This window comes from Frankia sp. AgPm24 (assembly GCF_023243055.1).
GTDB lineage: Bacteria > Actinomycetota > Actinomycetes > Frankiales > Frankiaceae > Frankia > Frankia umida.
Genome location: NZ_JALKFW010000204.1, coordinates 53,190 through 67,114 on the forward strand (window position 1 = coordinate 53,190; position 13,925 = coordinate 67,114).

Annotated in this window: 13 protein-coding genes, 1 tRNA gene and 3 pseudogenes; 10 read left to right on the plus strand and 7 right to left on the minus strand. The window is 69.1% G+C overall.

Going from position 1 to position 13,925, the window contains the following annotated elements:
* Window positions 1-11: 11 nt before the first annotated feature.
* Both MXD61_RS19120 and MXD61_RS19125 read left to right on the plus strand, forming a co-directional pair.
* A complete protein-coding gene (locus MXD61_RS19120; RefSeq protein WP_248814848.1) occupies window positions 12-797 on the plus strand; it encodes an SDR family NAD(P)-dependent oxidoreductase in 786 nt (261 codons plus the stop codon).
* A gap of 340 nt (window positions 798-1,137) precedes the next feature.
* Window positions 1,138-1,305: pseudogene (locus MXD61_RS19125) on the plus strand (thiolase family protein); the annotation flags it as partial.
* A gap of 19 nt (window positions 1,306-1,324) precedes the next feature.
* Here the strand turns inward: MXD61_RS19125 and MXD61_RS19130 are convergent.
* Window positions 1,325-2,308 (minus strand): helix-turn-helix domain-containing protein, encoded by a 984-nt coding sequence (locus tag MXD61_RS19130; protein ID WP_248814849.1) that lies wholly within the window; start codon window positions 2,306-2,308, stop codon window positions 1,325-1,327.
* Between the two features lie 231 nt (window positions 2,309-2,539).
* On the opposite strand from MXD61_RS19130, the gene MXD61_RS19135 reads away from it, so the two are divergent.
* Window positions 2,540-3,481 (plus strand): alpha/beta hydrolase, encoded by a 942-nt coding sequence (locus tag MXD61_RS19135; protein ID WP_248814850.1) that lies wholly within the window; start codon window positions 2,540-2,542, stop codon window positions 3,479-3,481.
* Between the two features lie 74 nt (window positions 3,482-3,555).
* On the opposite strand, the gene MXD61_RS19140 is transcribed toward MXD61_RS19135, so the two are convergent.
* Window positions 3,556-4,488: an SGNH/GDSL hydrolase family protein gene (locus MXD61_RS19140; protein ID WP_248814851.1), complete on the minus strand. Its 933-nt coding sequence runs from the start codon at window positions 4,486-4,488 to the stop codon at window positions 3,556-3,558.
* Between the two features lie 162 nt (window positions 4,489-4,650).
* Between MXD61_RS19140 and MXD61_RS19145 the strand changes: the two genes are divergently transcribed.
* Both MXD61_RS19145 and MXD61_RS19150 read left to right on the plus strand, forming a co-directional pair.
* The gene (locus MXD61_RS19145) at window positions 4,651-5,400 is read left to right on the plus strand and encodes a TetR/AcrR family transcriptional regulator (RefSeq protein WP_248814852.1); all 750 of its coding nucleotides are present in this window, start codon (window positions 4,651-4,653) and stop codon (window positions 5,398-5,400) included.
* Between the two features lie 160 nt (window positions 5,401-5,560).
* Complete coding sequence (locus MXD61_RS19150; protein ID WP_248814853.1) at window positions 5,561-7,228, plus strand: GGDEF domain-containing protein; 1,668 nt, start codon at window positions 5,561-5,563, stop codon at window positions 7,226-7,228.
* 73 nt (window positions 7,229-7,301) lie between these two features.
* Here the strand turns inward: MXD61_RS19150 and MXD61_RS19155 are convergent.
* The 3 genes and pseudogenes from MXD61_RS19155 to MXD61_RS19165 all read right to left on the minus strand — a co-directional run.
* Window positions 7,302-7,394, minus strand: a pseudogene (locus MXD61_RS19155) (IS6 family transposase); the annotation flags it as partial.
* A gap of 139 nt (window positions 7,395-7,533) precedes the next feature.
* Entirely contained in the window at window positions 7,534-7,959 is a 426-nt protein-coding gene (locus MXD61_RS19160) for a universal stress protein (RefSeq protein ID WP_248814854.1), read from the minus strand.
* Window positions 7,960-8,528: 569 nt separating this feature from the next.
* Window positions 8,529-8,602, minus strand: a tRNA-Met gene (locus MXD61_RS19165).
* 408 nt (window positions 8,603-9,010) lie between these two features.
* Here MXD61_RS19165 and MXD61_RS19170 point away from each other — a divergent pair.
* Together MXD61_RS19170 and MXD61_RS19175 are read left to right on the plus strand one after the other, a co-directional pair.
* Complete coding sequence (locus tag MXD61_RS19170; protein ID WP_248814855.1) at window positions 9,011-9,259, plus strand: hypothetical protein; 249 nt, start codon at window positions 9,011-9,013, stop codon at window positions 9,257-9,259.
* Between the two features lie 467 nt (window positions 9,260-9,726).
* A pseudogene (locus MXD61_RS19175) lies at window positions 9,727-10,067 on the plus strand (CoA transferase); the annotation flags it as partial.
* Between the two features lie 32 nt (window positions 10,068-10,099).
* Here the strand turns inward: MXD61_RS19175 and MXD61_RS19180 are convergent.
* Window positions 10,100-10,537 carry a putative quinol monooxygenase gene (locus MXD61_RS19180; RefSeq protein WP_248814856.1) on the minus strand — a complete coding sequence of 146 codons (438 nt, stop codon included), beginning with the start codon at window positions 10,535-10,537 and terminating at the stop codon, window positions 10,100-10,102.
* A gap of 182 nt (window positions 10,538-10,719) precedes the next feature.
* On the opposite strand from MXD61_RS19180, the gene MXD61_RS19185 reads away from it, so the two are divergent.
* The 3 genes from MXD61_RS19185 to MXD61_RS19195 are packed head-to-tail and all read left to right on the plus strand — an operon-like array spanning window position 10,720 to window position 12,253.
* The gene (locus tag MXD61_RS19185; RefSeq protein ID WP_248814857.1) at window positions 10,720-11,271 is read left to right on the plus strand and encodes a restriction endonuclease; all 552 of its coding nucleotides are present in this window, start codon (window positions 10,720-10,722) and stop codon (window positions 11,269-11,271) included.
* 59 nt (window positions 11,272-11,330) lie between these two features.
* On the plus strand, window positions 11,331-11,993 hold the full coding sequence (locus MXD61_RS19190) for an RNA polymerase sigma factor (RefSeq protein WP_248814858.1): 663 nt from the start codon (window positions 11,331-11,333) through the stop codon (window positions 11,991-11,993).
* Complete coding sequence (locus tag MXD61_RS19195; protein WP_248814859.1) at window positions 11,990-12,253, plus strand: anti-sigma factor; 264 nt, start codon at window positions 11,990-11,992, stop codon at window positions 12,251-12,253. Before MXD61_RS19190 ends, MXD61_RS19195 begins: the two co-directional genes overlap by 4 nt.
* 76 nt (window positions 12,254-12,329) lie before the next feature.
* Here the strand turns inward: MXD61_RS19195 and MXD61_RS19200 are convergent, their stop codons facing one another.
* Window positions 12,330-13,874 (minus strand): NAD(P)/FAD-dependent oxidoreductase, encoded by a 1,545-nt coding sequence (locus tag MXD61_RS19200; RefSeq protein WP_248814860.1) that lies wholly within the window; start codon window positions 13,872-13,874, stop codon window positions 12,330-12,332.
* Window positions 13,875-13,925 lie beyond the last annotated feature (51 nt).

The following is a 13,925-nucleotide window of genomic DNA, read 5'->3' on the forward strand; positions in this document are numbered from 1 at the left end:
AGGGAGACAACATGTCAGGGCTGTGCGAAGGCAGGACGGCGCTGGTCACCGGGGCAAGCAGAGGTCTCGGAAAAGCCATCGCCCAGCGGCTTGCCGCCGAGGGTGCCACGGTGATCATCACTGCGCGTACCCTGGAACCGGATGAGCGGTATGTAGGTTCCCTGCGGGAGACCGCAGAGGAGATCAAAGCGGCTGGAGGGTCTGCGATCGCCATTCCTTGCGACCTTTCCCAAGATAGCGAACGTGAGCGCTTCTTCGCCGCTGCAGTAGCTCAGGTCGGGTCACCGGATATTTTGGTCAACAATGCTGCTGTGACTTTTCTCCGCACGCTCGAAAAATTCCCCGAACGCCGGGCCAGGCTGATGCTCGAGATGCATGTCATCGCTCCGATGCATCTTATTAGGCTCGCTGTTCCGAGTATGCGGGAGCGTGGTGGTGGCTGGATTCTTAATCTCACCTCCGTCGCTGCCAGGCTGCCCGTCGGACCGCCGTTCTCAACCTTTGACGCGACGGCCGGATTTGGTCTTTACGGTACGGTCAAAGCCGCGCTCGACCGGCTGACCGGGTCCTTCGCGGCCGAGCTCCATCCCGACCGGATCGCGGTGAACGCGGCGGCCCCTTCCAATCCGGTGGCCACCCCGGGGGCTGGGACCCTGGACCTGGCGAAGGAGGAGACCGAGGAGATCGATCTGATCGTCGAGACCGCGCTCGCTCTCTGTACGGCTGACCCCGCCACCACGACCGGCCGGATCGTCCACACGCAGTCCTTTCTCCGGGAGCTCGGGCGCCAGGTCTGACAACCCGGACCGTGTACCTCAGGGCCGGGAGAGTCTGCTACTCCGACGTGGCACACGCCCATCTTTCGACTTCGACGTCGGTTTCAATACTGTTGGAGTGGCGGGTTCGGCGTCAACCCCAGCCCGGCGACGATCGGATGTGCAGCGATCGTGACACCTCCTCTTCGATCACCATGGATCTTCGACTTCGACAACCACCAATTCGACAACCACCGATAGGAGGCGGAAGACGCCTTCACCCGCTACCAGGATCGGAGCCTGCGCTACCGGGGTGTGCGGTGGGCGGACGTGGACGGCGGGCGCCGTCTGCTGGTCGGCGGGACGACCAACTCGTATTCGACTCGGCGCGACCTGGCGGGACGGCGCGATGCCGGTCAATGTGTCCGGTGGCCTGGAGTCCAAGGGGCATCCTGTGTCGGCGACCGGTATCGCCAACATCTGGGAGGTCTGCCATCACCTGCGTGGTGAGGCCGGCGACCGTCAGATCGAAGGCGCCCGGGCTGGCGTCCGCGCGGCGTGCCACGCGTTCATGGGGTCGTGGTCTGTTGGATTCTGCGGATCGCCAGGGCAAGCTGCAGACGCAGCCGGCCGGCGGGCTCGCGGACGGGCCATCCGAGGGCGACCTCGGCCTGGGAGAGGCGTGCCTGCAGGGTGGAATGGTGCACGTTCAGGAGCCGGGCGGCGTGGCGCAGGCTGTCGGCGCGGGCCAGAGCATCGAGAGTCGTCAGCATCCAGGTCGTCGTCGCACCGGCGTGTGCCAGCGTCTGAACGTCGGGTACCGGGCCCGCGTCGAGATCGACGGCGCGGACGAGCAGCGCGAGACCGCCCAGCTCGTCGGCGTACACCACGCGCGGTCCCGGGTCCGTGGCGTTGCCTTCGGCGGTCAGCCGCAACGCCAGCCGGGCGCCGTCCCAGGAGGAGGGCAGGTCGGCGATCGGTACCGCGCAGCCGACCCCGGCGCACATCGTGGTGGGCGCCTCGGCGTCATGGGCGATGACGCGCGCGGACCCGTCCCGCAGTGCGACCACGCGGGCCTTGGCAGGTAACCCCAGCCGACAGGCGATGCTCACTCGGTCGGCGGTGGCCACTCGGGAGTCGAGGACAAGCTCCAGCGCGGTGGAGTGGTCGAACATGCCTCGTCCGCCGCTGTGGTCGAGTGCTGCCCGTACGGCGGTCGCGGCGCGTTCCAGCACCACGGCCTGGAGGGTGCTGACGGGTCGGGTCGCCTCGAGCCAGAGCGAGTCGCCCGCCCGGTTGACCGATACGCAGGGCCAGCCAGGATCCGGGTCGCCCGAAGGCGGCTCGGCGCTGCGATCGGGTAAGGCCCGCACGAACACCAGCCGCGTCGGGTCGGACAACCGGACCGGACAGCCGGAGAGCTCCGCCGCGCTGGCCACCACCGTTCGCACGTCGGCCCGCCTGGCCACCATGAGATCAAAATGACTGATCACCTGAACGGCTACGGCCGCCTCGGCATCCAGGTCGGCGAGTCGTACGGCGAGCTCTCTCATCTCACCATGGTGTCGCCACCCCGCTGGACAGACCAGCCCAAGGCCGGCGTGTGATCCGCAGGTCCGCCGGGGCGGCCCTGCCTGGCAGCCATGGCGGTTCGGACGCCGCCTGGCGGAGACGACCCGTCGGATGGCGGCTGGTGTCGGACGACGGTGTCTCGCAGACTCCTCCTGACGAGTACGGAGATGGCGGCCTGTCGTGGTCGCGGGCTTCGGCGAAGGAGAGCCACCATGAGCGAGCCGACCCAGGTTCCGGTTCCGACGAGTGTCAGTGAGGTCGCGCGCCAGTTTCTGGCGGTACCGGCGGCTGCTGCGTGGAGCTACCCGGCGCTCGATGACGTGCAGGGCTGGCTGGGTTTCGTCGAGTCGGTGGATTCCACTGTGCGCGAGCGGCTCACCGGCTTCGATTTCCCGGTGGCGGTGGAGGACACCGAGATCGCCGGTGTGCGCGCCTATGTCATCGCCCTGCCGGGTACGGACACCGAGACAACACCGATCTATCTGGACCTTCATGGCGGTGCGCTGATCCTGGGAGGCGGCGAGCTGTGTCGGACGATGAGCTCGGTGACGGCCATGACCAACGGAATGATCACCTGGGGGGTGGACTACCGGATGCCGCCCCTGCATCCCTATCCGGCCGCCCTCGACGACTGTCTCGCGGTGTACCGGGAGGCGCTGAAGCAGCGGGACCCTTCGGAGATCTTCGTGGGTGGCGGTTCCGCGGGTGGAAACCTGGCGGTGGCCCTGCTGGTCCGCGCGAGGCAGGAAGGACTGCCCATGCCCGCGGCCCTGGTGCTGCTGACTCCGGAGGTCGATCTCACCGAGTCGGGGGACACCTTCCACACCAACCGCGAGTTCGACAACGTCCTGAGCAGCCTCCGCGAGGTGAACCTGCTGTACGCGGACGGACACGACCTGTCCGATCCGTTGCTGTCGCCGCTGTTCGCGGACCTGACCGGGTTCCCGCCCACCTTCCTGCAGTCCGGCACCCGTGACCTGTTCCTGTCCAACACCGTGCGACTGCACCGCAGGTTGCGCGCCGTCGGCGTCGACGCCGAACTGCATGTCTTCGAGGCCATGCCACACGGCGGGTTCGGCGGTGCCAGCCCGGAGGATCTCGATCTGAGAGCCGAGATGCGCAGGTTCCTCGACCGCCATCGCGACCCGCGCTGACGCGGGCGCCGTTGATCGGGCGGCCATGCGCGGATGGCCACCCGATCGACGAACGTCAGGACAACGGACGCGGGTTACCCGCCTGAGACGGTGGCCCGGGGCGTGGTGGGTTGGCTGCTGGGCTGGGTGAGGGCGGTGGCGATCAGGGTGCTGAGGGCGGCGGTGCCGGTCGCGTTGGGGTGGTAGGGCGTGCCGGTCGCGTTCGAGCCGTCGATCCAGCGGTCAGTGGCAGGGGCACAGACATCGTGTCCGACGCTGGCGGTGTAGGCGTCGATGAAGGTGATGTGGGCGTCGGCGGCGGCGAGGCGGGAGGTGTTCTGCAGGGTGGCACCGATGCCCGCGAGTGTCACGCTGTCGGCGGTGGAGATGACGTTGCCGGGGCAGGTCTTCGGCTGGTCCGGGAACACCCGTGGGTAGGTGACCAGCAGGATGCGCGCCTTCGGGGCCTTGGCCTTGATCGCGGCGAACAGTGCGGCGAAGGAGGTGCGTAGCTTCGCCGCGGCGGTCTTGGTGTCCTCCGGGGTGGGCAGGCTGGTGCAGGGTTTGCCGGTGCCGGCCGCGTTCGCGCAGATCAGGGTGCTGACGGAGTAGGCGAGGTCGTTGCCGCCGGCGGTGATGGTGACCAGTCGGGTGTCCGCGGTGAGCCCGGCGATCTGGACGGGATGGTCGCCCTGAGGGGTGCTGAGCAGGTTCTGGACGGTCGCGCCGCCACAGGTGACGTCGACGAGGTGGAGGTGGAGCCGGCTGGCGAGCAGGTGGGGGTAGTTCTTGGCGGAGCGCAGGCATCCCTTGCTGATGTCGGCGCCGATGCCGGTGCCGGCAGCGAAGGAACTGCCCATCGCGACGTAACGACCCGTGATCGGGGTGGCCGATGCGGCGGGTGTGGCGGTGTTCGGCGCGGCGGACGGAGTCGGGGAGTCCGAGTTCGAGCCCGAGCTGCAGCCGGCCGCCGCGAGTGCTCCGGCGAGTCCGAGAGCGAGTAACCGGGCCTTCGTTGATGGACGCATCGGTACTACGCCTCCGGGCCGCCCGCGTGACGGCACTGGCATGGTGATCGACATCTGGACAGATAAGCGAGCAATGCTCGTATAGAGCATCGGCGTAGTATCCGAGCAATGCTCGCGTAGGTCAAGATGTCCGTGCGGGCCAGGGTGTCTGTGGGTGGTGACGTGCGCAACTCGACACGGCCGGCGACCGACGGTTCGGGTGCCGACGCTCACCGGCCGGGCTCGACGGTCTGGTGGATCGACCGGGTCGGGGTGGCGGCGCGGCGCCGACCCCGCACGGGTGGGCTCTCGACGCAGCGGATCGTGCGGGCGGCGATCGAGGTGCTCGACGAGCGCGGCTTCGAGGCGCTGACCGTGCGCGCGGTCGCCGACCGGCTCGACACCAGCAGCGGTGCCCTTTACCAGCACATCGCCAGCCGTGACGAGCTGATCGTGCTGATCGCCGATCACTACCTCGGGCAGGCGCGACTGCACCCGGGCGGCGGCACGGACTGGCGTACAGACGTCGAGGAGCTGATGCGCGAGATGCGGCGCGTCCTGCTGGAGGCGCCGCTGCCCCCGTCGGCCTCGACCGACCGGGCGATCTGGGGGCCCGGCACGCTCCGGATCGTCGATGCCGCCCTCGGCCTGTTCCTGGCCGCCGGACTGACCAACGACCAGGCCGGCTTCGCAACGGCCGCGATCATCGACTTCGTCTTCGGCGCGGTCGCGATCCAGCGCGGCAGCGGCGGCCGCGGACCGCACGGAGCCGGCGACATCAGCGCGTTTCTGAACACCCTGCCGCCCGATCAGTACCTGGCGCTGCGCACCGCTGGTCCGGCCTTCCTCGCCGCCAGCGCCGACAGTGTCTTCGCTCAGGGCATGGCACTCGTCCTCGACGGCGTGGCCAGCCGCTTCTTCGGCCAGCGCTGACCTCGCCGTTGCCCGACGGCGAGCCCGCCATCAGGCAGCGAAACCGCTCACGCAGCGAAGTTCACTGCGTACTTTTGGTGAAACAGGGCATACGGGCAGGAGGCAACGGGCTCGTTCCATGTGGAACGGCCAGTTCGGCCTGGCTGGACGGTGAGACCAGATGAGTGACGGAGCCCCTTCGGGTGTGCTTGCTGGATCGGGTGCGGGCCGCTCGCCCACCGATCGTCTCTTCCGGCGAGCGTCGGCGAGCGTCCTCGTCTTCATGCTCGCGACCCTGCTGGCGGGTGTGGTGCTGCCCGAGCGACCGGGGCTGCTCCTTTTCCGATGCCTGGCCGTGGCGGTCTACGCCGCAGGTACGGCGGTGTGCCTGGTCTGTGCTGCCCGCAACCGCGGGCGGGAGCGCCACTGGCGCCTCCTCAGCGCGGCGATGCTGCTGTTCCTCCTCGCGGTCACGGTGATAGTGCTGAGGGCGGCGGTCGTCACCGACTCGGGCCTGATCCGGCTGACGCCGGCTTCGCTGTTGTTCCTGCTGCCATGCGCGTTCGGCGTCGCCAGCCTGCTGACCTATCCGACGGAGCCGTTCGACCTCGCGGTCCGCGGTCCCGGGCCCGTCCAAGACGCTCGCTGGTACGTGATCACAATCCTCGACGGCGTCGTGGTGGCAGGGGCGGCCACGCTCGTGGCCTGGGAGACCATCCTGCACCACATGGTCTCGATAGCCGACAGTCACGCGGAATCAATCATCGTGGGCATCGCGGTCAGTGCCACCACCCTGATGCTCACCGTGGTCGTTGTTCTGATCACCACCTTCCGGTACGCGCACCGGCAGCTGGGCCTGGGCCTGCTGGGAACGGCCTTCCTGGCGTTCGCGGTGACGATGAACGTCTACCTGTACTCGGCGTCCACTGCCCAGACGGATGTCCCCCGATTAGCCGATCTCGGGGTGATCCTGCCCCCGCTGCTCGTGGGGCTCGCCGCGCTGTCACCTCCCGACAGGTCCACCGGCGACGGTCCTGCGGCGCCGCCCGGGGCCGGCCACCGGGACGACGCGCGGACGGCCTCCCGGCGTCGTGGGTGGCACTCGGTCCTGCCCTACCTGCCCCTCCTCGTCGCCGGCGTGGTCACGATGAGCATGGCGGCCCGAGGCAGCCTGCACGCGCAGTACGAGATCTGGGCACTGCTGGGACTGCTGGTGGTCGCCCTGATCCGGCAGCTGACCACGATGGCCGACAACATCCGCCTACTGGCCCGGGTTGAGGAGAGTCAACGCCAACTACGTCATCTCGCCTTCCACGACCCGCTGACGGACCTGGCGAACCGGACACTGTTCGCCGACCGGCTCGACCACGCACTCGCCCGATGGCGCCGCCACCCCCATCGCCTGGCAGTGATCTTCTGTGATCTCAACGATTTCAAGCGGGTCAACGACGCCCTCGGGCATGCCGCCGGCGACGATCTGCTGCGCGTGACCGCCCGCCGGCTGGCCGAGTCCGTCCGCGCCGACGACACGGTGGCCCGTCTCGGCGGCGACGAGTTCGCGATCCTGCTCGAAGGCGGAACGGAGGACTTCGCCGTGATCGGCCGACGGCTCACCGAAGCGGTCCGAACCCCGGTCCACCTCGCCGACACCACATACAGCGCCGCCGCCAGCTTCGGCCTCGTCATCGTCGAACCCGACAGTGCCCCCGTCTCCGCGCAGGACCTCCTCCATCGTGCCGACCTGGCCATGTACGCCGCCAAGGCCCATGGAGTGACCAGCCTGACGACCTACGGCCCCACGCACCCACCTGCGCCACCCGCGCCGCGTCCACCCCCGTTGACGACATGACCGCGGCACCTCCGCGCCGGACACGGGCATCCGGCGGATCACGCGGTCGGCGTCCGCCCCTGGCGACAGCCGACCACCGGACCGCCAAAATGATCACCCTCGACGGGAATCGGCATCCAGCGAACTCCGACGTTGGGACCGGCCGACGGACGCGCCGTCGACGTATCCACCGATCATGACCGGTCGACAGCTCGACGAGGGTGGCCTGGCCCTCGAGGTCCTCGTGGGGTTCGTCCGCGGTTGGGTCTCGAGCGGGCGGGCCTGGAGGCGAGGAGCGGCTGGTTGGTGGACGCGGTGGCGGCTCCTCAGTGGGTGTGTGCGATGAGGATGTCGCAGGGCGCGTGATGGGCGACGTCCGCTGCGATGCTGCCCAGGACCCGGGTGACGCCTTGGACGCGTTTGTTGCCTACCACGATGATGCTCGCTCCGAGCTCTTCGGCGACCCTGACGAGTACGTCAGCCGGCTTGCCGAACTCCGAGCGGGGTGTGGTTGTCAGGCCGGCGAGGCCGGCGGGGAGATCTTCGATCGCCTGTTGGGCCATCTTCAGCGCGGCATCGCTTGCGGACAGGTCGAGTTCGTCGCCGGGCCGGCCCACCTGTAACCGGTCGGTTGAGCTGAAGGCGCTGACGACGATCAGCTCGTGTCCGAGAGCGGAAGCGAGCGCCGCCGCTCTGGCGGCGGCTTTGCTCGCTGTGTCACTTCCATCGACGCCGACAATGATCTTGCCCATTTCGCACCTCTCATGGCCTGCGCGGAAGTGTGACGATAGCCGTATCCGGCATGAGGTTCTGTCCGCGCTGGCTGGTTGCCCAGGTCTCAGTTTTGATGACGCTATCGCCGTTCTGGTCGAGGTGCTTGCCGGTTGCTCGTCCACTCGGTCGGACAGCGTCAGAAAGGTGGACGTGGACGTGCTGGAGGGTGACCATCCGACGGGTTCGCGCCGTGCACCCTGCCACCGCCGTGCAGTCCGGGTATCCGCTGTGGACCCGCGGCGACGAGGCTCGGGCCACCGCCGCCGGGGATCGGCGGCCTGCTCGTGCGGCGGTACGTGGAGACCGCCACCGTATGATGCCTGTCTGCGCGTCCGCGAGGCGGAATCTGAGCCGTGCGGTCGTGGCTGTCTGGCGGCGATGACACCGACGAATCGGACGTCGACCTGCTGTACGTGCTGGCTCCCGACTGCTCTCCAAGCCTCGGCCGGTTCCATCGACCCGGCCAGCGCCAGGCTGCCCGCCGAGGCCGTCCTGAACCCAAAACAAAAAGTTCTCCCCAGGAAATCCTGGAAAGAACTTTTTCGAGTAGCGGGGACAGGATTTGAACCTGTGACCTCTGGGTTATGAGCCCAGCGAGCTACCGAGCTGCTCCACCCCGCGTCGGTGTTTCTGCACTATACAGGGCCGCCGAGGTCAGATGTCAAACGAGTGGGTCGACCAGTATGTTCGGCTGCCCTGGGTCGGCCCGACGCCCCACACTCCGCCCCCTGCCGCGCCAGGCAGGTGGGGCGCCGGCGTGTCGGCGCGGAAGCTCGCCACGCCGGCTCGCACATCATCCGGCCGCGGAGTGGCACCACACGACATCTACCGCGGAGGGCATCCGCAGCTGCGGTCAGGCCGGATTTGGCCGCTATCGGTTTGGGATTGGTCTCGCGGGACGACCACGGCACGCCATATGCCCGTGGGGCCTGACAGCTGCGGAGGCGCGTGGCTCGGGTCTGCGTCGCTGCGTAAGGATCTCCCTCGTACGGATCGAACCGATCTCTCCTATGTCCCAGGGAGGCTCCCTTGACCGACACGAACACCTACGCCTACGTCGACGCTGACACCCTCGACGTCCGGATCATCCGTGGTGAGGCTGACAAGGAAGGCGCTGTCGTCGGCCGCCTCGACGCCGCCGACCTCCCCGCCCTCAGCGACGCCGCCGACAGGCTGCTCGCGACCCTCGGCATCCGCCCCGTCAGCGACTGGAGCGATGTTGAGGGTGGCCTGTTCGCCGTCGTGGAGGAGACCGCGGCGGTGCCGACAGCCAGCTGACCGGCGACCACGAGCGCCCCGGTCTGGGTCCAGGCCGGGGCTTCTCCTTGCCCGGACAGGACGGTGGGGGCGGCGGTGAGCGGCCTCAGCGCCGACGCCATCGACGACCACCCGGTCATGCCGAGCGGGTCAAGCACGAGCATCTCTCCGTCTGTTCCGGTCACGATCATGCGTACAGCGCCGGCGGACTTCGAGCCGGCCGTGCGGTACGCCTGGCCGATCTCTTCCAGCGGGTAGCGGTGCGTGATCAGGTCGGCGAACGGGGTGCTCGGATCCTGCGGGACGCGGGCAGCGATCCCATAGTCGTGGACGCCGCGCACGACCCCGTGGACCACAAGGAAGATCGGCAGCACGCGGTCGGCGCAGTCCACGTCGTCGAGGGGCAGGGCGAGGCGGACCGTGCCGCGCGCCGGGTCGACCTCCGGCACGGTGAGCGCGCCCGAGCCGCCGCCGAGCAGTGCCGCCCTGTGCCACCGCCCTGTCGACCGAGCCTCGCGGATCGTCCGTCCCGCGGGTTGGAGCAGGCGGTCGCGGCCCCGCCCGCGACCCGGCATCTCGCCGATCTCGGTGCCCGGGCGGACGTCTTCCTGCAGAACCTGGCGCCGGGCGCCGCCGACCGGCTCGGCTTCGGCGGCGTCGCGTCACGCGCCCGCCATCCGCGACTGGTCACCGTCGGCCTGCCCGGATACGGTGCCGGCGGCCCGTTCGAGCACCGCCGCGCCTACGACATGCTCGTGCGGAGCGAAGCGGGCTCGCCTCGGTGACCGGCGGGCCGGAGCGTCCCGCGAAGATCGCCGCACCGCGGGCCGCGGGGGCCACCTGACCCGCCTCGACACCCGGTTACGGCCGGGGCCTGACCTCGGCCATCTCCGACCAGCCGGTCGCGTCGGGGATCGTCACGTTGATGATCTCTGGCGTGCCGCTCACGTAGTCGGGCAGCTTGTCGATGGCCGCCTTGAAATGGCCGGAGTTCACGTGCGCGACGCCCGCGTCCTGGTCGGCGAAGGCCTCGACGAGCGTGTACTTCGTGGGGTCCTCGGTGCTGCGGGACCAGTCGAAGAACAGGTTGCCCGACTCGGCTCGGGTGCTCGCGGTGAAGTCTGCGACGATGTCGAGCCACTGGTCCGCGAACTCCGGCTTCACCGGCCAGCGGACGACGATGAAAATCATGTCCTGAGGGTATGGTGTGCGCACCGCCAGATGATCGCCCCGCTCACGCTGGGTGCGGTCCCCACCCGACCACCCGACCAGCCGCCCGAGCCCGGCCGAATGCGCCACCTCGCGGTGCGTGATGTGCCAATAGTAGACGCGTGGTCTCTCGGGGTTCTGGTGGTCGGGGTTCGCCGGTAGGTCGACGACGCCCGAGCGCTCGCCGTGCTCGTCCGTCTCGAGTCTCCTGGTCGAGGAGGCGTCGGGCGAGGTCGTCGGCGCGTGAGCGGGCGTCCTTCTGGCTGCTGGGGGTGGGCCTGGGTGGCATCGTCCTGGCCAAGCTCGGCCAGGACCTTGTGCACGCGTGGGGTTGGTGGACGCTGCCAGCCGGGATTCTCGTGGTGCTCGCGGCGGTCGCGGCGTTGTTCGTCGTGCGCGCTCGCAGGCTCCGCGAGAGCGGGCGCAGGGTGGCCGTGGCCGCCGTCGACGGACTGAATCCGACCGAGTTCGAGCATCATGTCGCGGATCTGCTGAGACGTGACGGCTGCCTGCAGGTGCGCGTGGTCGGAGGCCGTGGGGACGGGGGCGTGGATGTGCTCGCCCGCACCCCCCGGATGGCCCGGGTCGCGGTGCAGTGCAAGCACTACCCGGGTCGCGCGGTGGGTCCGGCCGCGGTGCGGGACTTCAACGGCTGCGCGTGGACGGATCACCGTGCCGATGTCGCGCTGCTGGTCACCTCGGGCCGGTTCACCGCCGCGGCCGCGGACTTCGGTCACCGTCACCGCATCCAGATGGTCGACCGGGAGGTGCTCAGCCGGTGGATGGCCGGCGAACGGATCCTGCCCCGCGCCCCGGCGCCCTGACGATGACCGGGAGGTGCATGATTTGTGGCGCGGGCCTGTCCCGCCTAGGTTTGCGGTTCGTGGAGGTGCGACAGTCCCGGACCGCCGGGCCGGCGGTCGATTCCGCTGACGTGCGGCTCGTGCGGGCGTTGCGCGACGGTGACGAGACGGCCTTCGCGGGGCTCGTCGAGCGCTGGACGCCGACGATGCTCGCGGTCGCGAACGGCTACGTGCCCAGCCGGACCGTGGCCGAGGACGTCGTGCAGGAGACCTGGCTGGCCGTGCTGACCGGCCTGCACCGCTTCGAAGGTCGATCAAGCCTGCGGACCTGGGTGTTCGCCATCCTGGTCAACCTCGCCCGACGGCGGGGCGTGCGGGAACGACGCAGCGTGCCGTTCAGCGCCCTCACCCGCGACGACACCGGTCCGACGGTCGCCGCGGACCGGTTCCTGCCACCCGGCGACGAGTGGGCCGGCCACTGGTCGGCCCCACCCCTGGCCTGGGACCTGCCGGAGTCGGCGGCGCTGTCCGGCGAGGTCCGGCACCGACTTCGGGTCGCGCTCGACGCGCTCCCGGCCCGCCAACGGGCCGTCGTGCAGCTGCGTGACGTGCTGGGCCTCGACGCGGACGAGGTCTGCACGCTGCTCGACCTCGCACCGGGCAACCAGCGGGTGCTGCTGCACCGCGGACGGGCCAGGCTGCGCCAGGCGCTGGAGGACTACATGAACGAGGCACACACATGACCCGGGACCCGGAGATCGACTGTGACGAACTCGTCGAGATCGTCACCGACTTCCTCGAAGGCGCTCTCGACGCCGACACCCACCGCCGCGTCACCGAGCATCTCGGTCAGTGCGACGGCTGCGAGGCCTACGTCGACCAGATGCGCACGACCGCTCGGCTCACCGGCACGCTCCGCCAGGACGAGCTGCCCCCCGAGATGCGCGACCGGCTGCTCGCGGCCTTCCGCGGCTGGAAGGCGGACACCACACCGTCCGCCTGACCCGCCTTCGACCGACCGACCGACCGACCGAGCGAGCGAGCGAGTGCCGGCCGCGGGGCGGCCGCTGGCCTGGCCGTCAGGGTGCGCCGCGTCTGTGGCTGTCGGCGGTGTCGGTGGTCGCGTCGCGTCGCGGGAGGACGGGTGCGTCGCGGCCGGTGCCTTCTGGCCGGCCGGAGGCCGCGGTCGTGTTCTTCTGCTCGTGGTATTCCTCTTCGACGTTGACGGTCCAGATGTCGTGGTGGGTGCCGTCCAGGATGTTCTCGACGGTGAGCATCGCGGTGAGCATGGAATGGTCGGCGTTGTTGTAGCGGTGCATGCCGTTGCGGCCGACGGGGTGAACGTTCGGGACGTTTTCGGAGATCCATTCTCGGATGATCTCGACATTGTGGCGATAGTACTGGTCGTAGGTCGGGTATGCCTTCGGTACGCGTACCACGTAGCCGCACTCGACCGCGCCGTGGCGGACGAGCCCGAGCAGTTCCAGTTCGCCGGTGGCGAGTTCGATCAGCTCGTCGTCGGGCCTGGTCCACATGTCGTCGCCCTCGAAGACGAAGAACTCCAGGCCGAGGCAGGTCCGTCCTTCCTTGACCAGGTACGGCGACCAGGAACCGTAGTTCTGGATCCGGCCGACCCGGACACCCGGGTCATGAACGTAGATCCAGTTGTCGGGGAAGCCGAACTCGGCGGGAACGACGAGCGCGACGGTGAGGTAGTCGCGGTAGCGCAGATCGTGGGCCGCTTCGATGACCGGGGCGGGTGCTGGCGGATCCATGCCCAGGACGAGGGCTGACAGCGGCGTCGAGGAGATCACCTGGTCGGCCGGTATCCGTGTCCGCTCACCTGCCCTCGACTGGACGGTGACCGCGACCGCGCGGCCGCGCTCGTGGTGGATGGCCGCGACGGTGGTGGCCATGGTGACCGTTCCACCCATCTTCTCGACCTTGTCGCGGCAGGTCTCCCACATCATGCCGGGGCCGTACTTCGGATAGTGGAACTCCTCGATCAGACTGGTGATGTCCTTCTGGTTGCGTCTCGGAAGGACCGCGTTGACGATCGCGGAGGACAGCGAGAGGTTCTTCACCCGCTGCGCGGCCCAGTCCGCCGGCATCTCGCTGACCGGGATTCCCCACAGCTTTTCGGTATAGGTCTTGAAGAACGTCCGGTACAGTCGCCAGCCGAAGCGCGCGACCAGCCACGCCTCATAGTTGCTCTGGTCCTTCGGTGGGCGCAGCCGAGCGCGTGCGTAGGAACCGATCGCCAGCGCCGCGGTTGTGGGCCCGAGGTTGCGCAGGGCGTTGAGGGCGCGCAGCGGGTAGTCGTAGAGCTTGCCCTGGTAGTAGATCCGGCTCATCCGGGGCCGGAGCAGGAAGTCCTCGGCGGGCAGGATCTCCTGCCACAGCGCCTCCACGGAGGCGACCTTGGTGAAGAACCGGTGACCGCCGATGTCGAAGCGCCAGCCGTCACGCTCGACGGTGCGGCTGATCCCGCCGACCACGTCGTCGGCCTCGAACACCGTGACGGCCTCGCTGCGAGTGGCCAGCTGGTAGGCGGCCGTCAGACCGGCCGGCCCAGCGCCGATGACCACCGTGTGCGGACTCCGAGTCGACACTGCTTCTCCCATTCCCTCGCTGGACGGCGAACGGCGATCCCCATGGGGCATAGTCGCCTAGAT